General features: G+C 70.7%; 29 protein-coding genes. 10 read left to right on the top strand and 19 right to left on the bottom strand.

Annotated features, from left to right (window positions below; translation table 11 throughout):
* Positions 1–81 precede the first annotated feature (81 nt).
* The 10 genes from CCN37_RS25795 to CCN37_RS25750 all read right to left on the bottom strand — a co-directional run bounded on the left by CCN37_RS25795 (position 82) and on the right by CCN37_RS25750 (position 4,877).
* Positions 82–675, bottom strand: a complete 594-nt coding sequence (locus CCN37_RS25795; RefSeq protein WP_086825613.1) for an alkaline shock response membrane anchor protein AmaP — start codon at positions 673–675, stop codon at positions 82–84.
* Positions 672–1,208 (bottom strand): DUF6286 domain-containing protein, encoded by a 537-nt coding sequence (locus CCN37_RS25790; RefSeq protein WP_086825611.1) that lies wholly within the window; start codon positions 1,206–1,208, stop codon positions 672–674. The genes CCN37_RS25795 and CCN37_RS25790 overlap by 4 nt, the downstream gene beginning before the upstream one ends.
* A 5-nt stretch (positions 1,209–1,213) precedes the next feature.
* On the bottom strand, positions 1,214–1,636 hold the full coding sequence (locus CCN37_RS25785; protein ID WP_086825608.1) for a hypothetical protein: 423 nt from the start codon (positions 1,634–1,636) through the stop codon (positions 1,214–1,216).
* Positions 1,633–1,812 carry a hypothetical protein gene (locus CCN37_RS25780; protein ID WP_086825606.1) on the bottom strand — a complete coding sequence of 60 codons (180 nt, stop codon included), beginning with the start codon at positions 1,810–1,812 and terminating at the stop codon, positions 1,633–1,635. Before CCN37_RS25780 ends, CCN37_RS25785 begins: the two co-directional genes overlap by 4 nt.
* Before the next feature lie 30 nt (positions 1,813–1,842).
* The gene (locus tag CCN37_RS25775; RefSeq protein ID WP_086825604.1) at positions 1,843–2,112 is read right to left on the bottom strand and encodes a hypothetical protein; all 270 of its coding nucleotides are present in this window, start codon (positions 2,110–2,112) and stop codon (positions 1,843–1,845) included.
* On the bottom strand, positions 2,105–2,398 hold the full coding sequence (locus CCN37_RS25770) for a hypothetical protein (protein ID WP_086825602.1): 294 nt from the start codon (positions 2,396–2,398) through the stop codon (positions 2,105–2,107). Before CCN37_RS25770 ends, CCN37_RS25775 begins: the two co-directional genes overlap by 8 nt.
* Before the next feature lie 2 nt (positions 2,399–2,400).
* Positions 2,401–2,892: an Asp23/Gls24 family envelope stress response protein gene (locus CCN37_RS25765; protein ID WP_086825600.1), complete on the bottom strand. Its 492-nt coding sequence runs from the start codon at positions 2,890–2,892 to the stop codon at positions 2,401–2,403.
* A gap of 106 nt (positions 2,893–2,998) precedes the next feature.
* Positions 2,999–3,580 carry an Asp23/Gls24 family envelope stress response protein gene (locus CCN37_RS25760; protein ID WP_086825597.1) on the bottom strand — a complete coding sequence of 194 codons (582 nt, stop codon included), beginning with the start codon at positions 3,578–3,580 and terminating at the stop codon, positions 2,999–3,001.
* Complete coding sequence (locus tag CCN37_RS25755; RefSeq protein WP_086825622.1) at positions 3,577–4,101, bottom strand: RNA polymerase sigma factor; 525 nt, start codon at positions 4,099–4,101, stop codon at positions 3,577–3,579. The genes CCN37_RS25760 and CCN37_RS25755 overlap by 4 nt, the downstream gene beginning before the upstream one ends.
* A gap of 20 nt (positions 4,102–4,121) precedes the next feature.
* Positions 4,122–4,877 carry a pyrimidine reductase family protein gene (locus CCN37_RS25750; protein WP_246843307.1) on the bottom strand — a complete coding sequence of 252 codons (756 nt, stop codon included), beginning with the start codon at positions 4,875–4,877 and terminating at the stop codon, positions 4,122–4,124.
* A gap of 67 nt (positions 4,878–4,944) precedes the next feature.
* Between CCN37_RS25750 and zapE the strand changes: the two genes are divergently transcribed.
* Both zapE and CCN37_RS25740 read left to right on the top strand, forming a co-directional pair.
* The gene (gene zapE, locus CCN37_RS25745) at positions 4,945–5,967 is read left to right on the top strand and encodes a cell division protein ZapE (RefSeq protein ID WP_086825592.1); all 1,023 of its coding nucleotides are present in this window, start codon (positions 4,945–4,947) and stop codon (positions 5,965–5,967) included.
* Positions 5,968–5,988: 21 nt separating this feature from the next.
* On the top strand, positions 5,989–7,620 hold the full coding sequence (locus CCN37_RS25740) for an ABC-F family ATP-binding cassette domain-containing protein (protein WP_210408194.1): 1,632 nt from the start codon (positions 5,989–5,991) through the stop codon (positions 7,618–7,620).
* On the opposite strand, the gene CCN37_RS25735 is transcribed toward CCN37_RS25740, so the two are convergent.
* Positions 7,605–8,432, bottom strand: coding sequence for a peptidoglycan recognition family protein (locus CCN37_RS25735; protein WP_168200858.1), 828 nt, complete (start codon positions 8,430–8,432; stop codon positions 7,605–7,607). The two genes, CCN37_RS25740 and CCN37_RS25735, sit on opposite strands and share 16 nt — an antisense overlap.
* A 203-nt stretch (positions 8,433–8,635) precedes the next feature.
* On the bottom strand, positions 8,636–9,874 hold the full coding sequence (gene rocD, locus CCN37_RS25730; protein ID WP_086825588.1) for an ornithine--oxo-acid transaminase: 1,239 nt from the start codon (positions 9,872–9,874) through the stop codon (positions 8,636–8,638).
* A 274-nt stretch (positions 9,875–10,148) separates the two neighbouring features.
* Between rocD and CCN37_RS25725 the strand changes: the two genes are divergently transcribed.
* The 4 genes from CCN37_RS25725 (at position 10,149) to CCN37_RS25710 (ending at position 13,045) form a co-directional block, all read left to right on the top strand.
* Positions 10,149–11,303 carry a lactonase family protein gene (locus tag CCN37_RS25725; RefSeq protein WP_246843306.1) on the top strand — a complete coding sequence of 385 codons (1,155 nt, stop codon included), beginning with the start codon at positions 10,149–10,151 and terminating at the stop codon, positions 11,301–11,303.
* 158 nt (positions 11,304–11,461) lie between these two features.
* Positions 11,462–12,256: an SGNH/GDSL hydrolase family protein gene (locus tag CCN37_RS25720; protein WP_086825586.1), complete on the top strand. Its 795-nt coding sequence runs from the start codon at positions 11,462–11,464 to the stop codon at positions 12,254–12,256.
* 250 nt (positions 12,257–12,506) lie between these two features.
* Positions 12,507–12,791: a hypothetical protein gene (locus CCN37_RS25715; RefSeq protein ID WP_086825584.1), complete on the top strand. Its 285-nt coding sequence runs from the start codon at positions 12,507–12,509 to the stop codon at positions 12,789–12,791.
* Positions 12,788–13,045, top strand: a complete 258-nt coding sequence (locus tag CCN37_RS25710) for a hypothetical protein (RefSeq protein WP_086825583.1) — start codon at positions 12,788–12,790, stop codon at positions 13,043–13,045. The genes CCN37_RS25715 and CCN37_RS25710 overlap by 4 nt, the downstream gene beginning before the upstream one ends.
* Here the strand turns inward: CCN37_RS25710 and CCN37_RS25705 are convergent.
* Complete coding sequence (locus CCN37_RS25705) at positions 13,027–13,794, bottom strand: helix-turn-helix domain-containing protein (RefSeq protein ID WP_246843304.1); 768 nt, start codon at positions 13,792–13,794, stop codon at positions 13,027–13,029. The two genes, CCN37_RS25710 and CCN37_RS25705, sit on opposite strands and share 19 nt — an antisense overlap.
* A 55-nt stretch (positions 13,795–13,849) precedes the next feature.
* On the opposite strand from CCN37_RS25705, the gene CCN37_RS25700 reads away from it, so the two are divergent.
* From CCN37_RS25700 to cutA, 3 genes are read left to right on the top strand one after another with little or no spacing between them, the layout of a single operon-like run.
* A complete protein-coding gene (locus CCN37_RS25700; RefSeq protein WP_086825581.1) occupies positions 13,850–14,419 on the top strand; it encodes a class I SAM-dependent methyltransferase in 570 nt (189 codons plus the stop codon).
* 54 nt (positions 14,420–14,473) lie between these two features.
* Positions 14,474–15,166, top strand: coding sequence for a membrane protein insertase YidC (locus CCN37_RS25695; RefSeq protein ID WP_086825579.1), 693 nt, complete (start codon positions 14,474–14,476; stop codon positions 15,164–15,166).
* 22 nt (positions 15,167–15,188) lie between these two features.
* Positions 15,189–15,497 carry a divalent-cation tolerance protein CutA gene (cutA, locus tag CCN37_RS25690; protein ID WP_086825577.1) on the top strand — a complete coding sequence of 103 codons (309 nt, stop codon included), beginning with the start codon at positions 15,189–15,191 and terminating at the stop codon, positions 15,495–15,497.
* Positions 15,498–15,646: 149 nt separating this feature from the next.
* Here cutA and CCN37_RS25685 read toward each other — a convergent pair whose 3' ends face one another.
* From CCN37_RS25685 to CCN37_RS25665, 5 genes are all read right to left on the bottom strand, one after another.
* Entirely contained in the window at positions 15,647–16,996 is a 1,350-nt protein-coding gene (locus tag CCN37_RS25685) for a PLP-dependent aminotransferase family protein (protein WP_086825575.1), read from the bottom strand.
* A gap of 59 nt (positions 16,997–17,055) precedes the next feature.
* Positions 17,056–17,976: an endonuclease/exonuclease/phosphatase family protein gene (locus CCN37_RS25680; protein ID WP_168200857.1), complete on the bottom strand. Its 921-nt coding sequence runs from the start codon at positions 17,974–17,976 to the stop codon at positions 17,056–17,058.
* 342 nt (positions 17,977–18,318) lie between these two features.
* A complete protein-coding gene (locus tag CCN37_RS25675; protein WP_086825571.1) occupies positions 18,319–18,723 on the bottom strand; it encodes a hypothetical protein in 405 nt (134 codons plus the stop codon).
* 482 nt (positions 18,724–19,205) lie between these two features.
* Positions 19,206–19,433: a hypothetical protein gene (locus CCN37_RS25670; RefSeq protein ID WP_086825570.1), complete on the bottom strand. Its 228-nt coding sequence runs from the start codon at positions 19,431–19,433 to the stop codon at positions 19,206–19,208.
* Between the two features lie 73 nt (positions 19,434–19,506).
* Positions 19,507–21,057 carry an alkaline phosphatase gene (locus CCN37_RS25665; RefSeq protein ID WP_086825568.1) on the bottom strand — a complete coding sequence of 517 codons (1,551 nt, stop codon included), beginning with the start codon at positions 21,055–21,057 and terminating at the stop codon, positions 19,507–19,509.
* A gap of 204 nt (positions 21,058–21,261) precedes the next feature.
* Here CCN37_RS25665 and CCN37_RS25660 point away from each other — a divergent pair, with 204 nt between their 5' ends.
* Positions 21,262–22,248 (top strand): hypothetical protein, encoded by a 987-nt coding sequence (locus CCN37_RS25660; RefSeq protein ID WP_143261806.1) that lies wholly within the window; start codon positions 21,262–21,264, stop codon positions 22,246–22,248.
* Here CCN37_RS25660 and CCN37_RS25655 read toward each other — a convergent pair.
* Positions 22,212–24,083, bottom strand: a complete 1,872-nt coding sequence (locus CCN37_RS25655; RefSeq protein WP_086825564.1) for a hypothetical protein — start codon at positions 24,081–24,083, stop codon at positions 22,212–22,214. The genes CCN37_RS25660 and CCN37_RS25655 overlap by 37 nt on opposite strands.
* Positions 24,084–24,106 lie beyond the last annotated feature (23 nt).

The following is a 24,106-nucleotide window of genomic DNA, read 5'->3' as shown; positions in this document are numbered from 1 at the left end:
CTTACGTGCTGAATGAGTCATTGGGGTGGCCCAACCACCTCAATGACTCATTCAGTCCGTTGAACCACATGAATGAGTCATTCAGCTCACTCGCGACGGTTTGGCGGTGTCGAGTTCGAGGCGGATGGCGGTGGGGAGGGTGTCCACGCCGAGTGCGGAGCGGGCGCGGGCGAGCACGTCGGTGTCGAGGGTCTGCCAGATGCGGCGGATGTCGGTGCCGTCGGCCAGCCAGAGGTACAGGCGCAGCGCGGGTTCCTCGGCGGAGCCGACCAGGCGGGCCTTGGCGCGGCTGACCCCGGAGAGGGATTCGGCGTCGGCGCTGACCGCGTCGGTGACGGCGCCGGAAGTGACCTTGAGCCGCCCAGCCGCGGAGTTGTCCAGGAGCATGTCGGGCTGGCGCTCGGGGCGCAGCGAGCGGACCGTCCACATGAGACCGACGACGAGCAGCACGAGGCCGAGCCCGATGCCGATCAGCTTTGTCCACTGTGGATTGGCGGCGATCCACTCGGCGAGCATCGGGTCGAAAACCGAGCGCTGCGACCGAAAAGTGCCGAGCCAGCCGAGCCCGACGACGATCGCCAGCGCGCCCGCCGCCACGGCGAGCAGGCCGAACAGCGACGTCAGGACGCGCTCGGCGCGGGCGGAGCGGGCGATGGCCTTGACCGGGCTCCTCACGAGGACTCCCTGGAGTTCTTCGGCGCGGCAACGGCCACGCGCACCTTGGGGTGCCTGGGCATCGGCAGGTCCTGGACGGTGCCGCGCACCAGCTCCGCGAGCCCGGGCCGCAGCTCGGTGGACCTGCCGCTCGCGCGCACCTTCACCTTCTTGCCGGTCGCGACGACGGTGGCACCGCTGACGCCCTCGGCGGCCCGCACCTTGGTGCCGACCAGCCTGGCCAGCGTGCGCGGCGAGGTGGTCACGACGACACCGTCGACCGGATCGGACAGGCGGACGTCCTTGCGGCGGGCGGTCGCGGCAACGAGCAGCAGGAACAGCCCGAGCGCGACGACCCCGCCGGCCAGCCACAGCACGGGCTCGCGCGACCAGGAGTAGGACTCCACGGTCGCCAGCCACTGGCGCCACGGCACGAGCGCCTCGCGCGAGCCCGGCTGGGCCAGCGACCAGGTCATCTCCACCGCGAGCACCGCGCCCCCGGCGGCGACGGCGAGGCCGAGCACCGTGGAGAGCAGTCGGAGCAGTAGTCGCATGGTCCTCACTCCACCTTGGCGGGCCGGTTCTCCGGCAGCAGCGCGGACACGGTCACGTCGACCGCGCGCACGCGGTGCCCGGTGATCCGGCCCATCTCGTCGACGAGCTTGGTGCGCAAGGACTCCACGGCCTCGCGGACCGGGGAGGGGTAGCGCAGCGCCAGCTCGACCGCGATGTCCATCTCGCGGGCGTCGCCGCTGATCCGCGCGGTCGCGCCGTGCTCGCCGCCGAGCCGCCCGCGCGTGCGCACGGTGTCCGGGCAGTCGTCGACGATCCGCTGCACGAGCTTGCGCAGCACCGCCGGGTGGATCTCCAGCGAGCCGCGTTCGGACTCCTCGGCGAGCACGACCTCCTGCTCCGCGGGGGAGTCCTCCGGCAGCGCGGCGCGCTGCTCCGGGACCTCGACGGCGGTTGCCGGGGCGCTCACCTGTCCCGGCCCCTGCCGAGCAGTTCGCCGAGGTCCAGCTCGCCGTCCAGCACCCGGCCGATGACCAGGCCGAGCACGCCGACCGCCAGTGCGATGATCACGGCGGAGAACCCGCCGACGGCTCCGGCGGCCCCGAGGATGAGACCGGCGAGCAGACCGATCTGGGATGTGTTCATGACTTCCCTGCCTTCTCGTGACGGGTGTTCTCAGCGGACGCGGGGCGGGCGGCGGCGCCGGGACCACCAGCGCCGCAGCAGCCCCCGCGCGCCCCGCCGCCGGACGACGAAGAAGACCTCGTCGGCCGGGGCGGCGCTCTTCTCGGGCTCATCGAACTCCGCTCGCAGCCGGGCCAGCCCGGCGACGAACTCCTCCGGATCACCCCCGACGTCGGGGTGGTGCGCGCGGACGAAGTCGCGGATCGCCGCGCGCCGTTCTCGTTCTCGGTCCGCACCATCGGACGGCGTGGGCTCAGCCATCACCGGCCAGGACCACGTCGGTCACCGTGACGTCCACCCGGACGTCCCCGGTGACCAGCCGGACCCGCGCCCGGAGGTCGTCGACCACCTCGGGCAGCGAGCCGCCGAGGGTGAGCACGACGCCGATCTCCACCGGCTCGCCGGGACCGGCCGCCCTGACCCCCTCCACCCGGCGGCCCGGGAGGTAGGAGGCCAGCGCCCCGAACTGCCCCGGGTCGAGCCGGTGCACGGCGGGGTGGGCGAGCACGGTCTCGGCGATGGCGTCGGCCAGCTGGGTGCCGCTCACGGCTACTCGACCCGGGACTTGCCCGAGTCACCCGCGGACGAGTCGTCGTCGTTGCCGTCCGGCAGGTGGATGTCGTTGACCGAGATGTTGACCTCGATCACCTCCAGTCCGGTCATCCGCTCGACCGCGGTGATCACGTTGCGGCGCACGGCCCGCGCGAGGTCCACGATGGACGCGCCGTACTCCACGACGATGTCCAGGTCGATCGCGGCCTGCTTCTCGCCGACCTCGACCGCCACGCCGGTGCTGACCGAGGTGCCGCCGCCGGGGATGCGCTCGCGCAGTGCGCCGAACGCGCGGGAGACGCCGCCGCCCATCGCGTGCACGCCGGAGATCTCCCGCGCCGCGATGCCCGCGATCTTCTGCACCACCGAGGAGGCGATGCTGGTCTTGCCCTGAGAGGTGTCGTCGGCGAGCCGGGCCGGAGCCGCCGAGGCCATCCGCTGCGCGGGGGCCGTGGTCGACTCGGTCTTGGTGGGGCTGCTCTGAGCCATGGGAGTTCCCTTTCCGATCACGCCTCGTGGTGTGTGGAGCCGTCGACGCGTAGTTCGACACTCACATCGGAATGGATGCCCCTCGGCCGGAGAACATCTCGGTTTGTCACTCGAACGGGGGTAGACGAAGCTCCGGTCGTGGCGGCAGCACGTCGATGACCTCGACCGACACCTCCGGGGCCGCCGCACCGACGGACTCGCGCAGCCGCTCCACCACCCGTCGCGCGATCGTGTCGGCCACCTCCACGGCGGGCACGCCGTAGCGCACCGCGATCTCCACCCGGATGACCTTGTCCACTGTGGACAGACCGCGCAGGTGGACTCCGGGCAGCTCCAGCAGCACGTCGGCCGCGTGCCCCCGGGCGAGCAGCAGCAGCGCGCGCCTGCTCACCTGGAGCGTGCCGCCCTCCTGCTCGACCTCGGCGGGCTCGGAGAAGGCGTGCTCGCGCAGTCCGCGCACGGTGCCGAGCACCCGGGACATCAGGCCCTCCGGCATCTCGACCGGGGCGGCCGCCGCCGCGCGCACGGGACCCCAGCGGTTCTCCAGGGCCGCGATCTCGGCGCGGCAGTGCTCGCAGGTGCGCGCGTGCGCGGCCAGCGCGGTGTCGCTGGGCTCCAACCCGCCGTCGACGACCAGGTCGAGCAGCTCGCCGACGGTGTGGCCGCAGGGCAGCGCTGATCCGCTCATCGCAGCTCCTCCAACTTGGCGAGCAGGGCAACCCTTGCCCGGTGCAGTCGTGAGCGCAAGGCCGCGACGCTGACCTCCAGCACGGACGCGACCTCCTCGTAGCTCATCCCCTCCAGTTCCCGCAGCACCAGGGGTACCCGCTGGCTCGGTTCCAACAGCGCGATCGCGCGCAGCACCGCGTCGACCTTCTCCCGGCTCAGCGCCGCCTGCTCCGGGGTCGGGGAGCTGTCGGCGAACGTGGACTCGGCATGGCCCTCCTGCTCCAGCGGCACGGTCGGCCTGCGCCTGCGCAGGTGCGCGAGCGCGGCGTTGGTGACCACCCGGTAGAGCCACGTGGTCGGCGCGGCCTCGCCCCGGAAGCCCGCCATCGACCGCCACGCCGAGACCCACGCCTCCTGCACGACGTCCTCGGCGTCTGCCGGGTCCCCGACGATGCGCAGCGCCACGCGGTAGAGCTTGGTGGTGTGCCGCCGGACGAGCGCGTCGAAGGCCGCGACGTCGCCGCCCGCCGCCGCTGTCATCAGCTCCCGGTCGTCGCCGGTCACGGCGCGCGTCCCCGGCCGTAGCGCAGCAGCAGCGCGTCGTCCTCGTGCAGCACGGACACCAGCGACAGCGCGCGCGGCTGCTCCGGCAGCGGACCCGTCGCGATCCGCCCGGCGTCCCCGCCCGCGAGCAGCGGGGACATCGTCAGGCACAGCTCGTCGACGAGGTCCTCGGCGATGAGGTTGCCGAACAGCGTCGGCCCGCCCTCGCAGTCGATCTTGTGGAGGCCGCGCTCACCCAGCTCGGCCAGTGCCACGCGCAGGTCGACCCGGTCCTCCCCGGCGACGATCACCTCAGCTCCTGCGGCGGCGATGTCCTTGCGCGCGGAGGCGGGGGCCGACGCGGAGGTGAACACCAGCGGCGGCACGGCCGTGTCGGTGAGCAGTGGGGAGTCCGGGGCCAGCGCGCAGCGTCCGGTCACCAGCGCGATCGGCGGCACGGGGGACAGCCCGAGGCGCTTGCGCCGCTCAGCGCGCCGTTCCGTCACGGGTACGCCGCCGTAGCCCTCGACCACCGCCGTGCCCAGCCCGACGAGGACGACGTCGGCCAGGTCGCGGCCGAGCTGGAACACCCTGTGGTCGGCCGGCGTGGACAGTCCGCGCGAACGGCCGGACACCGACACCGCACCGTCCACACTGGACACGAAGTTGACCCGCACCCACGGCCGCTCCAGCGGCGACGGGTAGGCGTAGAACTCCTCGATCCGGCCCTCGTCGAAGGGCTCGTCGGGTTGCGCTGACCAGAGGCTGTCCACGGGCCCATCCCAGCACGGGCACCGGCGGGCCCGCTCGCCCGGGAGGCCCCGGGATAGGCTCGCGCCCATGTCCGCGCCCCGCTTGGTGGACCGGTTGCCTGAGGTCAGCACCGATGAGCTGGTCGCGGCGATGGTCCCGCCCCCGATGTTCGACTCGGTCTCCTTCGACACCTACCTGCCGAGCCCGTCCGAGCCCAGCCAGGCAACGGCACTCGAACGGGGGAGGTCCTTCGCGGAGCGGGTGGTCGAGGACGAGCGAGCGAAGTCGTGGTGGAGCAGCCTCTTCGGCGGCGGGAAGGCCGAGGGCGGCAAGCCCGGCCTGTACCTCGACGGGGGCTTCGGCGTCGGCAAGACGCACCTGCTGGCCTCGATCTGGCACGCCGCGCCCGAGCCCAAGTCCTACGGCACCTTCGTCGAGCTGACCCACCTAGTCGGCGCGCTCGGCTTCGGCGAGGCGGTGCGGCGGCTGTCCGCGCACAAGCTGCTGGCCATCGACGAGTTCGAGCTGGACGACCCCGGCGACACCATGCTGGTCACGCGCCTGCTGGCGGAGCTGACCGACGCCGGGGTGCACGTGGCCGCGACCTCGAACACGTTGCCGGACAAGCTCGGCGAGGGCCGCTTCGCCGCCGACAGCTTCCTCCGCGAGATCCAGGCGCTGTCCGCGCGCTTCGACGTGGCGCGCGTGGACGGCCCCGACTACCGCCACCGCGGCCTGCCGGAGGCGCCGGAGCCGCTGAGTGACGAAGACCTCGCGCTGCGGGCCAAGGAGACCGAGGGCGCGACCCTGGACTCCTTCGACGAGCTGTGCGCGCACCTGGCTCGCCTGCACCCCTCGCGCTACGGGCGCCTCGTCGACGGCGTGCCGCTCGTGCTGATCAGCGGCGTGCGCGCGGCGGCCGACCAGGACGTGGCGCTGCGGCTGGTGGTGTTCGCGGACCGCATGTACGACCGCAACATCCCCATCGCGGTGTCCGGCAGCTCGTTGTCGGCGATGTTCACCGAGGAGATGCTGCGCGGCGGCTACCGCAAGAAGTACCTGCGCGCGATCAGCAGGCTCACGGCGCTCTCGCGGATGGCGAACGGATAACCGTTCGCGGCCTCCTGCATCATGGGGACCGTGGGATATCTCGACGCGGCTGGTCTGTCCTATCACCTCTCGGATGGACGGGAGCTGTTCCGGGACGTCGCCATCAAGGTCAACGCGGGCTCGGTCGTCGCGCTCGTCGGCTCCAACGGCGCCGGTAAGACGACGTTGCTGCGACTGCTCTCCGGCGAGCTGAAGCCCGACGAGGGCTCCGTGGCCGTGCACGGCGGGCTCGCGGTCATGTCGCAGTTCATCGGCTCCGTTCGCGACGAGCAGACCGTGCGCGATCTGCTGCTCTCCGTTTCACCGCAAGCACTTCGCACCGCGGCGGCGGAACTCGACGAGGTCGAGCTGAAGCTGATGGACGTCGACGACGAGCCGACGCAGATGCGCTACGCCAACGCGCTCGCGAACTGGGGCGAGGTCGGCGGTTACGACGCCGAGGTGCTCTGGGACACCGTGACCGTTTCGGCGATGGGCGTGCCCTTCGACCGAGCCCAGCACCGTGGCGTGAAGACGCTCTCCGGCGGCGAGCAGAAGCGGCTCGTGCTGGAGACGCTGTTCCGGGGACGCGAGCAGGTGCTGTTGCTCGACGAGCCGGACAACTACCTCGACGTGCCCGGAAAGCGTTGGCTGGAACAGAAGCTGGCCGAGACCGACAAGGCCGTCCTGGTGGTCTCGCACGACCGCGAACTGCTCGCGATCGCGGCGACCCACGTGGTGACCGTGGAGGCGCGGACAGCGTGGACGCACGTCGGCAGCTTCGGCACCTGGCACGCTGCGCGGGAAGCGCGGTGGGAGCGCGTCGCTGAGCTGCACAAGCGCTGGGACGAGGACCACCAGAAGCTCAAGGACCTCGTGCGCACCCTGCGCGACCAGGCCGCGAGCAGCCCCGACATGGCTTCGCGGTACCGCGCGATGCAGACGCGCCTGCGGAAGTTCGAGGAGGCCGGGAAGCCTCCGGAGATGCCACAGGAGGAGAAGGTCACGCCGCGCCTGCGCGGTGGTCGCACCGGCATTCGCGCGATCACGTGTGAGCGGCTGGAGCTGACCGGGCTCATGAAGCCGTTCGACCTGGAGGTCTTCTTCACCGACCGCGTCGCGGTGTTGGGCTCTAACGGCTCCGGCAAGAGCCACTTCCTGAGGTTGTTGGCGGACAAGGGTTCTGTGCCGCACACGGGCGACTGTCGGCTGGGCGCGCGCGTGGAGCCGGGATTGTTCGCGCAGACGCACGACCACCCGGAGTGGATCGGCAAGACGCTCACCGAGGTGTTGTGGCACGGCGATGATCAGCGCACAGGGCTCGATCGCGGCAAGGCGATGGGCGCGCTGCGGCGCTACGGGCTCGAAGCTTCTGGTGATCAGCGCTTCGAGACGCTGTCCGGCGGTCAGCAGGCGCGGTTCCAGATCCTGTTGCTGGAGCTGACCGGCGCCACGCTGCTGCTGCTCGACGAGCCGACCGACAACCTCGACCTGACTTCGGCGGAGGCGTTGCAGAACGCGCTGGAGCAGTTCACCGGCACCGTCGTCGCGGTGACGCACGACCGGTGGTTCGCTCGGTCGTTCGACCGTTTCGTGGTGTTCCGCTCGGACGGTTCGGTGGTCGAGTCGGATGAGCCGGTCTGGGACGAGGCCCGGGTTCAGCGCGCACGTTGACCCTTCACCAGTCTGACCACCTCGGCCCGCACCGTGTCGAACTGCGTGGCGAACGCCTCGCCCGGACACGCCGTGCCGACCCAGTCGCGGTGCCTGCTGATCGTCGGTTTCGTGACGCGGGCACCGTTGTCGGGGTTGACGTACTCGAAGTCCACCGCCGGGTCCAACCCGCACAGCACGCTCAGCCCGGCCAGGGTGCGCACCAGGCTCGACCGCGCGCCCGCGCCGGGCTGCGCCGCCGTCATGTCGCCCAGCAGGCAGATCCCGATGTTGCCCATGTTGTGGCCCGACACGTGCCCTCCGGTCACCACCAGGGGTTTGCGGCCCTGGACCGGGTGCGCGTCGAAGATCGGCACCGCGTCGCGGCCAGAGTAACGGCCTTCGTACACAACGCCTTCCGGATCGATCACCAAGTGGTAGCCGATGTCCGCCCACTGCCTGCGCACCGCGTGCAGCTCGTGGATGCCGCGCACCGTCGCGTTCCGGTCCGCCTCCACCGGCAGCGCCGAGTGGTGCACCACCAGCCCCTGCACCGGTGAGAACCGCAGCGCCCACGCCTCCGAGCCGTCCGGCTTCACCCTGACCGCTTCGTTCGCGCCCCACTCCGCCCGCTTGCGCGCCGTGATCGTCAGGTCGCTGCGCCCCGGCGGCGTCAACGCCCCCGCGTTGCGCGCTTTCCCCTTCGCAGCCCCCGCTTTGCCCGTTGCCGCAGGGCCCGCAGCTCCCGCCGCCGCGCTCGCGGCCGCGGCACCCGTCACCAGGCCACCCGCAGCCGCAACGATCCCGCCCAGCACTGCCCGCCGCGTAGTCATCCCCACACAGTGGGCCACCCCCGCACACTCCGCCGTCCACATCACCCACCCGTGGGCCAGCCGCGCGTGCGCTCCCCGTCACAGACGTAACCAATGCGGCATTGGTCACGTCTGGCGAAACAAATGCCACATTGGGTACGTCGCCGCGCGCGGAAACGGGCCCGTCCACCGGTGCGGTGGACGGGCCCGTTGAGGGTGGTCGGTCAGGGGCAGACGACCTCGGCGATCGCGTCGACGCCGCGGTCGATCTCCTCGCGGGTGATCACCAGGGGCGGGGCGACGCGGAGGGTGTTGTCGTGCGTCTCCTTGCAGAGGACGCCGCGCGCGGCGAGCGCCTTGGACGCGTCGCGGCCGGCGGGGCCGCCGGGAGCGATCTCCACGCCCGCCCACAGGCCGCGGCCGCGGATCTGGGCGACGCCCTTGCCCACCAGGTCGCCGAGGCGGGAGTGCAGGTGGGCGCCGAGCTCGCGCGAGCGCTGCTGGAACTCACCGGTGGCAAGCAGCTTGATCACGGCGCGGCCGACGGCGCAGGCCAGCGGGTTGCCGCCGAAGGTCGAACCGTGCTCGCCGGGACGCAGCACGCCGAGCACGTCGCGGCGGCCGACGACGGCGGAGACGGGGACGATGCCGCCGCCGAGCGCCTTGCCGAGGGTGTAGAGGTCAGCGCGCACGCCCTCGTGGTCCAGCGCGAGCAGCTCGCCGGTGCGCGCGAGGCCGGACTGGATCTCATCGGCGATCAGCAGCACGTTGTTCTCGTCGCAGATCCGGCGCAGCTCGGCGAAGTACCCGGGCTGCGGGACGAGCACGCCCGCCTCGCCCTGGATCGGCTCGACCAGCACGGCCGCGGTGTTCGGGGTGATCGCGGCGGCCACCTCGCCAGCGTCGCCGTAGGCCGTCGCCACGAAGCCGGGGGTGTAGGGGCCGTAGTCGGCGCGGGCCACCTCGTCGTCGGAGAAGGAGACGATGGTGGTGGTGCGGCCGTGGAAGTTGGAGCCCGCCACGATGATCTGCGCCTGGTCCTTCGGCACGCCCTTGACCCGGTAGGCCCACTTGCGGGCGACCTTGATCGCGGACTCCACGGCCTCGGCGCCGGAGTTCATCGGCAGCACGAGGTCGGTGCCGGTCAGCTCAGCCAGCTCCTGGCAGAACAGGCCCAGCTGGTCGTGGTGGAAGGCGCGGCTGGTCAGCGTGACGCGGCCCAGCTGCTCGACGGCGGCGGCGACCAGCGCGGGGTGGCGGTGGCCGAAGTTCAGCGCGGAGTAGCCGGAGAGGAAGTCGAGGTAGCTGCGGCCCTCCACGTCGGTCACCCACGCGCCCTCGGCGTGGGCGATGACGACCGGGAGCGGGTGGTAGTTGTGCGTGCTCCAGGTTTCGTCGAGGGCGACAAACTCGGCCGACGAGCTGAGCGGGCCGGTGGTCGGGCGATCGGCGATGGCGGTCATGGCGTAAGGCTAAGCCGCGCCAGCCGACGATTTCAGCCGTCAGGCATTGCTCAAGGCAGCGGTTTGTTGCGCTATCGGGTGATATCGCGGCGATCTGTTGTGTCAAGGTGGTTCATGTTCGGTTCTGCGCCCCTCCGGCGTCATCCGCTGGGCCGTTGGCAGGCATCCGCCGCTCCCCGGGGTTGCCCGTCGCGCAATGTTTGCCAAGACCCCTTCCCAAAGATCAGTGGTCCAGTCCACTGTCACTGCTGCGGAACGAGCGGAGGGTGTCGGGATGATGCGGGACGGCTTCGACAGGCGGAAGTTCCTCGGGGTGCTCGGCGGAGTGGTCGGGGGGAGCGCGTTCATGACGCACGGGGCGCAGGCCTCCACCTACGGCGTGGCGACGCGGCGGGTGTACCTCGGCTGCTACACGCTGGGCGCGGGTGGCGGCAAGGGGATCGGCCTGGCCGACGCCGACGCGCAGACCGGAGCGCTCAAGGTCGTCTCGACCCTGGAGGGCGTGGTCAACCCGTCCTTCCTGGCCCTCGCGCCGAACCGCAGGACCGTCTACGCGGTCAACGAGACCACTGAGGGCCGGGTCAGCGCCTTCGCGGTGGACGCGAGCGGCGGACTCAAGGCGCTCGGCTCGCAGTCCGCGCTCGGCGCCGACCCGTGCCACCTCGCTGTCCACCCCACTGGGCGCTACGTGCTGACCGCGAACTACTCCTCCGGCTCGGTCGCGGTGCACCCGATCCGCGAGACCGGCGCGCTCGGTCCAGCGACAGATCTGTTGCAGCACAAGGGTTCTGGGCCGGACCCGGACCGCCAGAAGGGTCCGCACGCGCACCAGGTGCTCACCGATCCGAGCGGTCGCTGGGTGCACGCGGTCGACCTCGGCACCGACTCGGTCCACGTCTACCGGCTGGACCTGGGCACCGGGAAGTTGCAGCGCCACTCGCAGGCGAAGCTGAAGCCCGGCGCCGGGCCGAGGCACATCGCCTTCCACCCCAACGGAACCGCGGCCTACGTGGCCAACGAGCTGGACTCGACGATCACCGTGTGCGCGTGGGACGCGACGACCGGCAAGCTCACGCCGGGGGCGAGCCTGCCGACCGCGCCCGCCGGCGGCTCGGTGCGCAACTACCCGGCTGAGGTGACCGTGTCCTCGGACGGGCGCTTCGTCTACCTCTCCAACCGGGGCCACGACAGCATCGCGATCTTCGCCGTCGGCGGCTCCGGGCGTTCGCTCAAGCCGGTCGCGACGCCCTCGTGCGGCGGCGCGTGGCCCCGGCACATCGTGCTCACCAACGACGGCCGTTTCCTCTACGTGGCCAACGAGCGCTCGCCCGGCGTCGCCCTGTTCAAGGTGGATCGCGGCACCGGCGGGCTCACCCAGGTCGGTGGCCGGTTGAGCACGCCGAGGCCGGTCTGCGTGCTGCCGGCGTGACGCGGCCAGCCTGAAGTCGTCAGGCGGATGGAGCAGGTGCGGACAGCTGTTCAGGCTAATTTCGGATGACCCGCGAATTCTGCATCTTCCCTCGCCGAGACGGCGCGTGCTACTCATGAGTTATGTGCTAGGTCACACAACGTCGTGGGGAGGCCCTTGTGGGCGCAAAGGCATATTTCGCGGTGGCAGCCGCGGCCATCTCGTTAAGCATTGTCGCAGCGACGCCCGCAATTGCGGCTCCGAAGGCAGCGGAGAACTATGTAGCGCTCGGCGACTCGTATGACTCCGGGGTGGGCACCCGGACCTACGACTCCTCCAGCGGTGACTGCCGCAGGAGCCCGGTGGCCTACGCGCAGCTGTGGGCCAAGGCCAACAGCCCGGCCTCCTTCAAGTTCCTCGCCTGCTCCGGCGCGCGCACCGCGGACGTGCAGAACCAGGCCGACCAGCTCTCCGCGTCCACCTCGCTGGTCAGCCTGTCCGCCGGCGGCAACGACATCGGCTTCGCCAGCGTGCTCACCTCCTGCCAGCTCGGCAGCGACCAGAGCTGCTTCGACAAGGTCGCCGAGGCCGTCAACCAGGCGCGCACCACCCTGCCCGGCAGGCTCGACGCCACCTACTCCAAGGTCAAGTCGAAGGCGCCGTCGGCCAAGGTCGTCGTCTTCAACTACCCGCGCCTGTTCGACCTGGGCAGCTGCGGCCTCGGCGGGCTGAGCAAGGCCAAGCGGGAGCGGCTGAACCAGGCCGCCGACACCCTCTCCGGCATCATCTCCGGCCGGGTCGCCGCGGCGGGCTTCCGCTTCGCCGACATCCGCGACCGGTTCAACGGGCACGGCATCTGCTCCAGCTCGGAATGGCTCAACGGGCTGTCCTGGCCGATCAACGAGTCCTACCACCCGAACACCAACGGGCATTCCCAGGGCTACCTCGCGGCGTTCAAGGCCGCTATCGGGTGAGTTTTCACGTTCACTCCGCCGCCGTCCTCGTCGAGGGCGGCGGCGGTTTTTTGTGAACACTCTGTGAATGGATTGCGCCAAACCGGCTAGTCGTTTTTCTTCTGAGGAGAAAGTCTTGACTTGACCGCGTCGGTCCCATTCTTTTCCGCGAGTACTCCGTAGCGGTGACCCGCGCGCGCGGGAGCGGCCGGAGCTGGCACGATCAAGGGGTACGCGTCCGGGGCCGGGAGCTGGCGAGGAGGGTTAGGCGTTGACGACGCTGGAGACCGGGACCGAGGTGCTGTACGCCCTCGCCGACCGTGCCGGGGAGTGCGCCGGGGAGACCGCGGCGCACCGCGAAGCCGCCGAACACGCGCACGCCGAGATGGTGCTGGCGTGGGTCGGCTCGTCCCATCCGGAAGCCGCGACCGCCCAGGCCTACGCCGCGACGGGCGTCCAGAAGATCAACGACGCGGTCTACCGGCTGCACCGCGCGGCCGAGCTGCTGCGCGAGGCCGCCGTCCGCGAACACCTCGCGCGGGAGGAGGGCGAATGACCACCGTCGGCGCGCTGCTGCACCGCCTGAGCACCGCGCGCGGCACCCTCCCCGAGGAGCAGCTGCGCGAGCTGGCCGAACGCATCCTCGACGACCTGCGACCGCAGCTGAACTCGGTGATGGAACCGGGAACCGGCTACGAACTCCAGGACGCCATGGCTCTGCTGGGCGCGGCGGCGGGAGACCTCCTCGCCGCGGCCGACGACTTCGCGCTGGCCAAGGAACGAACAGACACCTACCTCTGCGCGAAGTAGCTGCCGGGGGAGACCCCGAACGCGCGGCGGAACGCGGCGACGAACGCGCTGGCGGTGCCGTAGCCGACGCGGCGGGCGACCGTGCCCACCGCCATGCCCTCCGCGAGCAGGGGCAGGGCGGCGCACATGCGGTGCTGCGCGCGCCAGTTGCCGAAGGTCATGCCGGTCTCGCCGACGAAGAGCCGGGCCAGCGTCCGTTCGCTGGCTCCGGCGAAGCGACCCCAGCTCGCCAGGTCGCGGTCGTCGGCGGGATCGGCGCGCAGCGCGTCGACGACCAGCCGGGCGCGCTCGTCGACGGGGGTCGGCAGGTCCAGCGTGGTCACCGACATCGGCTCCAGCAGGTCGAAGACCACGGCCTCGGCCCGCGTCCGCGCCTCCGGGGCGATGCCGTCGCGGCTGAGGTGGTCGATCAGCTGGCGCAGCAACGGGCCGACCGCGATCACTGTCGGCTCCGTCCAGTCGACCGGGCAGTCCTGGAGCGGGAAGTAGACGCTGCGCATGACGGCGGGGCCGATCGCGGCGGTGCTGTGCTCGACGTCGGCGGGAATCCACAGCGCGCGCGTGCTCGGCAGCACCCACGTCCCGCTCTCCGCGGTCACGGTGATCACGCCGTCCGATGCCCAGTTCAGCTGGTGCACGGGGTGGGTGTGCCGCTCGAAGCGCAGCCCGCCCGGCATGTCCAGGCTGCCCACCATGATCACGTTGAAGGACGGTTCGGGGACGGGGACCAGGTGGCCGTTCAGCGACACAGCTTGGCAGCGTAGCTCGTAGCGGTCACAGCGGGCTCGTCCCTACGGTCGCGGCATGGGCATGAACCGGTTCCACCAGTGGCTGTGCAGCTCCGAGAAGTGGGCGAAGGACGTGCGGGACGCGCAGATCCCGTGGGCGTTGGAGGGGGCGGAGCTCGGCGAGGACGTGCTGGAGATCGGGCCGGGTTACGGCGCGACGACGAGCGCGCTCGTGGACCTCGTGCCCAGGCTGACCTCGGTGGAGATCGACGAGGAGATGGCGGCGCGGTTGGAGCGGCTGCACGGGGACCGGGTGCGCGTGCTCCAGGGGGACGGGACCGCGCTTCCCTTGCCGGACAAGGACTTCAGTGCGGTCGTGTGCTTCACGATGCTGCACCACGTTCCGACGACGCGCCTTCAGGACAAGCTCTTCGCCGAGGCTTTCCGGGTGCTGCGGCCAGGCGGGGTGTTCACCGGTTCGGACGGCGTTCACTCGCTGGGCTTCCGCTTGATCCACATCGGTGACACCTTCAACCCGGTCGACCCGGACACGCTGCCCGCGAGGCTGCGCGACGCGGGCTTCGACAGGGTAGAAATGACCGTGCGCCCGAAGGAGAAGATGCGGTTCCGGGCGCACAAGAGCTGAACTGGGGGAGCGCGTGACCGTCTACTGTGGACGTAGCAGCCGGGCGGTCGGCGGATGAGCGACCTGCTCGACGCGATCTTCGGCGCCCCGGTCGACGGCGCCCACCACCTCGTCAGCGCCATCGCGGGGGCCGTCCGGCCGCTGCTCGGCGGTGCCGCGACGGTCACCGCGATCGTGCTGTTCACCATGGCCGTGCGCATCCTGTTGCTGCCCTTGGGTTTTGCCCAGGCGAAGGCGGAGCGCAAGCGCGAGGTGCTGCTGCCCCAGCTGAAGAAGCTCCAGGAAGAGCACAAGGACGACCCGGAGCGCCTGCAACGCGAGACGATGGAGTTCTACCGCTCGTCGGGGATCTTCGTCGGGATGCTGCCGACGCTCGCGCAGATCCCGTTCTTCGTGGTGATGTACCGGTTGTTCAGCATGCCCGCCGTCAACGGCCACGCCAACGACCTGCTCACCGAGGACGTGCTCGGCGTGCCTCTTGGCGCCTACGTCTTCGGTGTCGGCTTCACCCTCGAAGCCGTCGTGGTCTTCGGCGCGCTGCTCGGGTTGATCTTCCTGGTCGGCTGGTGGACCGCGCGCAGGCAACCGCCGGGCGGGCCGGGATGCCTGCGCCTGGTGCACTACGTGACTGTCGTGATCGCCCTTTTCGTCCCGCTCGCGGCGGGTGTCTACCTACTGGTCACAACGGCGTGGACCGCTGTACAACGAGCGATCCTCTTGCGTGACAAGCACAGTGCTTCGTCCTAGCCTCGTCGCTGTGGGACACCTGATGGTTTTCACGACCCTGGACAGCGCCGACGCGGCCGAGGACCTCGCGCGCTCGCTGGTCACCGAGGGCCTCGCCGCGTGCGTGCAGGTCGTCGGCCCCGTGCGCAGCGTCTACCGCTGGCAGGGCGAGGTGTGCGCGGACCAGGAGTGGCAGCTGGTGATCAAGACCGCCGAGGACCGCCTGGACGCGCTGACCAAGCACGTGCACGCGCACCACTCCTACGAGGTGCCCGAGGTCGTCGCCGTGCCGATCACCGACGGCTCCGCCGACTACCTCGCCTGGGTCACCGCCCAGACCCGCCCCTCCTGAGGCCCCGTCCCGCGCGTCGTGTGGCTCGGTCTATCGCTCTCGCTATTTGATGGCGGGTTTGTCAGCGCCGCACCCGCGAGCGCGGAGCCGAGCAGGGCCTGGTGCGACCAGGGTGATCACGCGTTGAGCGCGGCCTGGGGACTCCGGGGCTAACCGGCTCGGCTGAGCAGGGGTTGCACGTCGGCGATCGCCTTGGCCAGCAAGGAGATCGCGGTGCGCATGGCGCTCTCGTCGAGGTGGGCGCAGCCGAGCACCAACCCCTCGCCGCCGGCGAAGACGATCGGGTCGACGACGAGCTTCGGGCGCAGCCGCTCCAGCACCGCGCCCGAGGTGATCCCGGGCGGCAGCAGCACAGTGGCTGTGCCCGCGCCGAGTGAGCCGCGCACCTCCACCGGCACGTCGGCCAGCCCGGCGCGGATCGAAGCCAGCCGCGACGCGTGCAGGTCGGCGAGCCGCGTGCGGTAGCGCTGCACGGCTCCGCGTTGCAACAGCTCAGCCGCGGCTTCTTGCGGGACGAGGGCGGGACGTGCGGCCTCGGTCAGCACCATCTCCAAGCGCGGCACGAATCGCCGCGGCACCACGAGGTAGCCCAACGGCAGCGCCGGTCCGAACAGCGCACGCAGTGAACCGATGTGCACAACGGACGCACGGTCGTCGAGCTGGAGCAGGCTCGGCGGCGGATCGCGCCGCTCGTCCACCTCCTGACCGAGCTCGACCAGCACGGCCTCGGACGCCCGCGACCAGTCGAGCAGCGCGCGCCGTCGCCACAACGGCATCCGCGTGCCGAGCGGGTCGTGGCCGTCGGGCGAGGTGAACACGAGGCGAGCCCTGGACGGCAGGTCCAGCCAGAGCCCGTCCGGCCACACCGGCACCGGCCGGGCCATCGGGCCGAGCGCGCCGGCGAACGCGCGCAGCGGCCACGGCGCCGGGTCCTCCACCGCGACGACGTCGTCGGGCCTGCACACCGCGCGGACGAGCAGCTCCGCCGAATGGCTCGGCCCGGCGGTCACGATCACCTCGTGCCTGGACATCGCCAGGCCGCGATTGCGCTCCAGGTACGCGGTCAGCGCGGTTCGCAACCGCGGCAGGCCCAGCGGCGGCGCGGGTCGCGGCAGCACGTGCCCGGCCGCGCGCCATGCCGCCCGCCAGGCTTCGCGGGGGAAGCGCGTCAGGTTGCTCTGCCCCGGGCGGAGGTCGATCGGCGGCGGCAGACCGCGCATCGGCCCGGTCGTCCTCCGCCCGTTCGGCAGGCCCTGCACGTAGCTGCCCGCGCCGCGCCGCCCGCGCAGCACCCCCGCCGCGAAGAGCAGGTCGTACGCGGCGACGGCGACTCCGCGCGAGACCCCGAAGGACGCGGCGAGGGTGCGCGTGGACGGCAACCGCGTGCCCGCCGAGAGCACGCCGCGCTCGACCAGATCGGTCAGCTGCTCGGCGATCTGCCGGTGGATCGGGACGCCGCGGTCGCGGTCGACCGTGATCGGCAGGCGCAGTTCAGTCATGCGATCCAGGCTATGGGCCTCTGAGCTGCGAAAACGTCCAAGAGCGTCTCAAAGCCGTCTCAGCCGGGCGAGCCGGCGACGGGGAAGTGGTCGGAGTACTCGTCGTCGGTGCGCACGACCACGCCGAGCACCCGCACCTTCCACTCCGGCGACTTCACCAGCAGCGTCTCGTTGCGCCAGGCCGTGGTCCCGGAGCCGCGGCGCAGCAGCACGTAGTCCAGGTGCTCCTCGACCGAGCCGCCCGCCATGGAGTTCCGCGACGGAGACCACGAGGGCGGGCCGGAGTAGGAGGTCGGCGCGAGCGCGTCGAGGTCGCCGAGCATGCCCGCGTACTCCGGCCCGTCGCGGTGCACGTTGAGATCGCCCGCGATGATCGTGGTCCCGCTGGCGTGCTGGTCCAGGTAGGAGTCGATCTCGCGGAACTGCTCCGCGCGCAGCTCCTTCGCCCGCCCGGCCGGGCACGTGCTGTCGTCGGCCTGGACGTGCGTGCCGACCACGTTCACCGCCAGCCCGCGCACAGTGATCTTCGCGTGGGCGAAGCCCTTGCTGGAGAAGCCGTCCGCGCCGCAGCCGTTGGTGAAGATGTACTGGTTGCGCGTGGCGATCGGGAACCTGCTGACGATCGCGACCCCGCCGTCCTCCAGGTCGAACTGCGGGTCGCCGTAGGTGCCGTCCCAGCCCGCGTCGCCCCGGCCGACCACCGGTGTCTGGTACGGGTACTCCGCGCGCAGCCCTTGGAGGAGCTTCTCCGACGCCGGGTTGTCGAAGACCTCGTTGAGCACGACCACGTCGTAGCCCTTGACGTAGCTCGACGCCGCGATGAGCCCGGCTCGGGTGTCCTGGGCGTCCGTCGGGGCGGCGATCTTCGGCAGGAACTTGACGTTGTGCGTGAGCACGCGCACCGGCGGGGACTCCGCCGCGCTCGCCGGTAGCGGCGCGCTCAGCATCAGCACGGTGATCAGCAAGGGCCATCGACGCATCCCGGCCTCCAACGACTCGCGGTGGTGAACGAGATTCACGTTAGCCCCGGAGGTGTCCTCCACCAGGCCCACTTGCCCGGCTCGCCCCCACATCCGCCCCCGCCAATGCCGCGTTTGGTCCGTTGAACGTGCTGAACGAGTCATTCAGCACGTTCAACCACCTGAACGAGTCATTCAGCACGGTGGACCACGCGAATGACTCGTTCAGGTGGTGTCGCGGAGGTGGGAGAGAGCGCGCGGGTGGGTGAACGGCTCGTTTGACGCGTTGAGCGCACTGAACGGGTCGTTCAGGGCGTTGGGACGCACCGAACGACCCGTTCAGGGCGGAAGCTGTGGCCTGGGTCAGGCGGTGGCGTGGTGCCGGCGGACCGCGTCGGCGCGCGGGTCGACGGCGGCGGCCACGACCTGGTCCACGGACATGCCGAAGCGGTGCAGTGACCGGTCGGCGAACTCCATGCAGTGCCGGGCGATCTCGGGCTGGCCGAGCACGCGGTGCGCGCGGCCGAGGCCGTGCATCACGATGGCCAGCTCGTACTCGTCGTTGTCGGTCAACGAGTTCAGGGCGTTTTCCAGGCTCTGCACGGCCTGTTCGGCGCGTAGCAGCGAGCGCCCACGGTCGGTGCCCTCATGGGCCTCCGCCGCCGCCAGGTACCAGCGGCCGACCGTGATGTCGGCGCGCCCGCTCGGCAGCCCCCTGGTGCCGTGCGGCAGCGCGCGATGGGTTCCGAGGTCCTTGGAGTGCTTCACGAACTCTCCCCGTCGAACAGCTGAAGCTGAACCTAAACCTGAACTTGCGAGTCTTGGATTCACGTTGACGCCGCTGCGTGCCTGTGGTCCTTTCCGGTGCTTGTCGGCTTCCGCCACGACCGTCTGGAGAAGCCTGCCGGAATTCTGTTGTACCCCGAGCTGAAAAGGGAATCGGCAGAGACAACCCTGATATGTAGGGCCCATCAGGAAACCGAAATCACACATTTGTACACATCCGCGTTATCGCAGGTCGACAGCTTGTTTCGGCGCTCAAACACGACCGGCGTCCCCCGTCCGGAGGGGGTCCGGGACGGCCCGCGCCTGCCCGGTAGCAACCCGATCGGGTCAGTCTCGTGACCGGTCGGAGACCGGATGGGCGCACCTATGCCCGAAATACGTGGCCCCGCACCGATCCAGGGGGTCCTGGAGGGCCGGTGCGGGGCGTCTGTATCGAAAACGCGATGGATAGTTACCCAGGCGAACTAGCTGCAGGGCTTGAGCCGGTACTCCCAGCCGCCCTCGGGGGTGCGGTGCAGCTGGTAGTGGGTCTCGATCTTCGGCCCGCCGTGCAGGTAGGTGTGCGTCACCGTGCTGCCCGCGACCGCCCTGGCCACCGGGATCGCGTCCTCGCGCCCGTCCAGCGGCCCGCCGATGAACCGGGCGAGCGCCCGGCCGGGACCACCGGCGTCGGGGGACAGCGGAGACGACATGATCCACTCGCAATCTCGGGGCAGGCGGCAGTGCCATCAATCGTAGGGGTGAAAGCCGCCTGACCGGGCGCAATCATCCACTTGGCGCACCACGGCGGTACTGCGCGGGCGACGAAGCGCCGCGTCGGTCCTCGCGGCTGCCGGGGCGGCCGCGGTCCACGTGGAAGGTGGTGAGCGTGCTTACCCGCGAGTAGGGGTCGCGGCGGTCCTCGATCACCCGCATGTGCGTGCTCCACCGCCTCGGCGTGACCTCGTAGACGTCGTAGCCGTACCGGTTGCCCTCGAAGTACTTCAGGTGCGGGTTGGCACCGCCCATCACCGGGCCGTTCGTGGCGTTCCACTCCGCCGAGTACGCGCCGGAGGTGATGGAGTGCGCGGTGAACTCGGTGCCGATCACGGGCGCGTCGGGCTCGTCGAAGTCCGGGACCACGTCGTCGACGAACGCGGAGTGCCAGTCGCCGGTGATCACCACGAGGTCCTGCATCCCGCTGCGGTGCACGTGGCCCAGCACCTCGTTGCGCTCGGCGCGGAAGCCGTCCCACTGGTCGGTGAAGTAGTGGCCGCCGCCGGGCTTGGCCAGCTGGCTGAGCATGATCGAGTTCACCCAGCAGTGCCAGGAGTCGCCAGCGGTGTCCACGCGGTTCTTCAGCCAGCCCTTCTGCTCGGCGCCGAGGATCGTGCCGTTGGGCAGGTTCTGCGCGGAGCGGTATTGGCGCAGGTCGAGCACGTCCAGCTCCAGCAGGTCGCCCCACCGCCGGGTCTGGTAGATCTGCGGGCCGGAGCCGTCGCGCAGCGGCATGTGCTCGTAGTACGCCTGGTAGGCGGCGGCGCGGCGCTTGCGGAAGGGCTCGTTGGCGGTGGTGCCGCTGTAGTCGTTGGCCACCTCGTGGTCGTCCCAGGTCAGGTAGACGGGGTGCGCCGCGTGCATCGCGCGCAGCGACGGGTCTCCCTTGTAGAGCGCGTGCCGCCGCCGGTAGTCGGGCAGCGTGAACACCTCGGGGCCTTCGTGGTCGCGGACGTGCTGACCGCCGACCTGGCCGTGCTCGTAGATGTAGTCCCCGAGATGGACGACGAAATCGAGATCTTCACCGGCGATGCCCCGGTGCGCGGCGTAGAAACCGTCGTGGAACGCCTGGCAGTTCGCGGACGCGAAGCGGACCTTGGCGACGGGACCGAGCGGAGCGGTCTTCGTGCGCCCGGCGCGGCTGGTCTTCCCCAGCGCGGAGAAGCGGTAGTAGTAGCGCCTTCCCGGTCGCAGGCCCCGCACCGGAATGTGCACGCTGTGGCCCTGCGCGGCCGTCGCGGCGACCGTGCCGCGCGCGATCTTCCGGTGGAACAAAGGATCTTCCGCGACCACCCACGTCACGTCGACGGAGTCCGCGAGCGGCTGCGTCAGGGAGAGCGGCTCCGGCGCGAGCCTGGTCCACAGCACGACCCCGTCCGGCAACGCGTCGCCGGAAGCCACGCCCAGCGTGAACGGCGCGGGGTCGAAGGAGGCGCCGAGCTCGGTGGCGGCGGCCATGGCTTGGGCGGGGGACAGGGCCTCGCTCAGCGGCCAGACCGTGCCGAGCGCCCCGGCTGCGGCGGCGGAGCGGAGGAGGTCACGGCGGTTCAGCTGTCTCATGGCGACACCGAACCCGGGAGGAATGGCCGCGTCCTGAACGCGCGGCGTCCACAGGGTGAAACAAGACCGGGAACCACGGCAGCACCGTCCTCAGTGGACTGATCGGCATTTCCCGCACGTGTCACCCGTTTGCCACGGTGTCCGGCCCAGCGGCACTGCGCTTGGATCGGGCAGGTGCTGACGCCGTCGAAAGGGGTGCGCGTCATGTCGGCGTATCGACGACCGGAGATGTACCGGCCCTACCCGCTGCGGAGCAACCCCCGGACGTCGGAAGCGGCGGCGCACGCCACGGACTGGGCACGCCGGACGGGCATGCTCAAGGCGCTCTGGACCGAGCACGACATCGAGGAGCTGGGCGCGGCCACCTTCGCCGCGCACACCCACCCCGAAGCCGCCGAGCCCGCGTTGTTCCTGCTCAGCGAGTGGCACATCTGGGGCTTCGCGCTGGTCGAGCACTTCGGCGAGTTCCGGCGAACACGCGACGTCGGCGCGGCGAAGCTGCTCGCCCGCCGACTGGCCGCGTGCACGACGACGGAGTCGCTGACACCGGGCAACGCGGTGGAGCGCGGCTTGGCGGACCTGTGGCCCCGCACCACGCGCACGATGCCCGACGAGCTGCGCGAGCGCCTGCGCCGCCACCTCCAGGAATGTGCGGACGCGCACGTGGAGGAGCTGTCCAACCTCTGCCAGAACCGCGTGCCGGACCCGAGCAGCTACCTGGCGACGCGCACGCGGACCGTTGGCGCGCACTGGGCGCACGACCTGATCCGGCACCTGATCGACGACGAGCTGCCGCAGCAGGTCTTCGCGACGTGGCCGATGCGCGCGTTGCTGGACGCCTTCTCCGAGACACTGGGGCTCCAGTGGGACGCGTGGAGCTACGAGGAGGACGCGAGCCGCGCGGAGAAGACCAACAACGGCGTGAACGTGTACGCGCGGTTCCTGGGCTGCTCGTCGCAGCGCGCGGGCGAGATCCTGAACAACCTCGGCACGGAACGCCTGCGCCGCTTCGAGAACCTGGCGATCACCGAAGTGCCCGCGCTCGCCGTCGAGCTCGGCCTTGGCCTTGCCGACGGCGAGCGGCTGCTCCGGCACATAGACCGCCTCCGCCAGTTCACCGCGGGGGCGCAGCAGTGGGTCCAGCGCGAGAACGCTCAGCTGGTGAGCGCGAAGCCGAACTGGCTCTCGTAGACGTGGTTGGGCACGTTCTCGCAGTTGCGGAACGGCGACAGGAAGTGGTCGTCCTGGTCCTTCCAGTAGCACCGGTGCAGCTCGACGGAGGGCGCTGACGGCTTGGCCGTGTAGATCCACCCCTCGACGCGGTGCTTCGTCTGCCCCTCGCAGTCCTCGCGCAGCGACGTGAAGTGGTTGAGCCCCTTGACGCTCGTGTAGGAGCAGCCGTAGAGCGGGACCGTGCCGGGTTTGGCCGAACTCTCCAGGAAGTAGCGGTGCTCCAACGAGTAGCGCGCGGTGACCGCGCCGCTGGTGTCCCAGTGCTCGCGGCCGTCGTAGAAGCGGGAGAACGCGCGCTTGGACGTGGTGAGCGCGTGTCCGAGGAGACCGTCCGAGATCGCGCCAGCCTTGCCGTCACAGGCTTCCGTGGTCGCGGTGTAGTGCGAACCGCCTACGCGGCAACGGTACAACGGCGTCGACGGGGCGGTTGGCGGCGTGTTGTACAGCCAGCCCTCCGTCTGGAGGATCGAGTTCTGCTTGCCCTCGCAGCCCGGGTCCTTCGACAGGAACTGGTCGGTGGTCCCGTTGAGGCAGCTGTAGATTCCTGTGGTCCCGTCGGCCGGAGCGTCGGCGAGACCCCACAGTTTTCCTTCCACAGGAGCGAAACCGGCGGTGCGCTCGGTAGCCGTCGTGGTGCGGTTCTGCGTGCCGTTGGAGTAGCCGGTCAGCGTGCTCTGCCCGGCGGTGCGCCCGCCGACGCAGGTGATCAGGCGGCGCATCACCACGGCGTCGGCCCAGTCACCCACCTTGGCCCACTGCATGTAGTAGACGTAGAACTTGTCGTCCACCATCGAAGGATCGGGGCCGAGCCCGACGACCGTGGGGTAGGCGTTGCCGCGCTCCGGGTCGCGGAACAGCTGCTGCGGGGGCGTCCAATCGGTCATGCCGTTCGCGGAGTGCGAGAAGTCGAACTCCGTGATGCTGTTGCCCGCCACCATGACCGTGCCGCCGCGCGTGGTGCGCAGGACGTTGGGGTGCCAAGGTCCGACCGCCTCGCGCAGCGACGTCGACGGGCCGTTCTTGGCGGGGGAGTTCCACGCGCCGTTGTGGTACTTCGCCCACGGCGTCACGGTTTTCCGCTTCGCCGCGTCGATGACCTCGGTCAGCGGAGCGCGCGCGACGGAGAGCCCGGTCGCCTTGAAAGCGCCGTTCTCGAAGGAGTAGTCCGGGAAGTACACGTGCAAGTAACCGTCACGCGCCACCAGTGAGGACGTGCCGATGTCGGCGGTCAGGTCGTGCTGGTCGGCCGTGGCGAAGTCCATGTCCGGAGCCACGATCTCGCCGAGCAGCGTGGTCACGCCCGACGCCGGGTCGTGCACGCCGAGGTGCAGGTCGGAGTAGAAGTGGTGCTGCGGGCTCAGTTGGCGCTCCAAGTGCAGCACGTGCAGCACCAAGCCGCTGCCCGGGTCGCGGTACACCGGCCCGCCGCCCCCGTACTGGTAGGGCGGCGCGAGCCCGACCACCGGCTTCATGCTGACCACGCCGCCCGCGACGGGGTTGTCGAGCGTGCCGCGCGTGACCGCGACGCTCTGCGCCTGCCCGCCAGAACTGGCCAGCGCGGCCGTCGAGAGGAACTTGTAGTTGCTGTTGCCCTCCGGCAGCAAGCCGAACGCGGTGTCCGGCCAGCCCTTGAGCCCGAGCCTCAGCCGCGTCGCGTTGTCGACGACGACCTGCGCCGGGCCGGTCGACACACGCGTGCACGGCTCCACCGCTGCCGCTTTGGCGGGCGCGGCGGCGGGGCTCAACACAGCCCCCGCCAGCGCGATCGCGATCCCCAGTACACCAAGCTTCACGCCGGTGATACTGCCCGTTCGGC

It is taken from the genome of Allokutzneria sp. NRRL B-24872, assembly GCF_002155965.1.
GTDB lineage: Bacteria > Actinomycetota > Actinomycetes > Mycobacteriales > Pseudonocardiaceae > Allokutzneria.
This window is presented reverse-complemented; position numbering and strand designations above follow the sequence as displayed.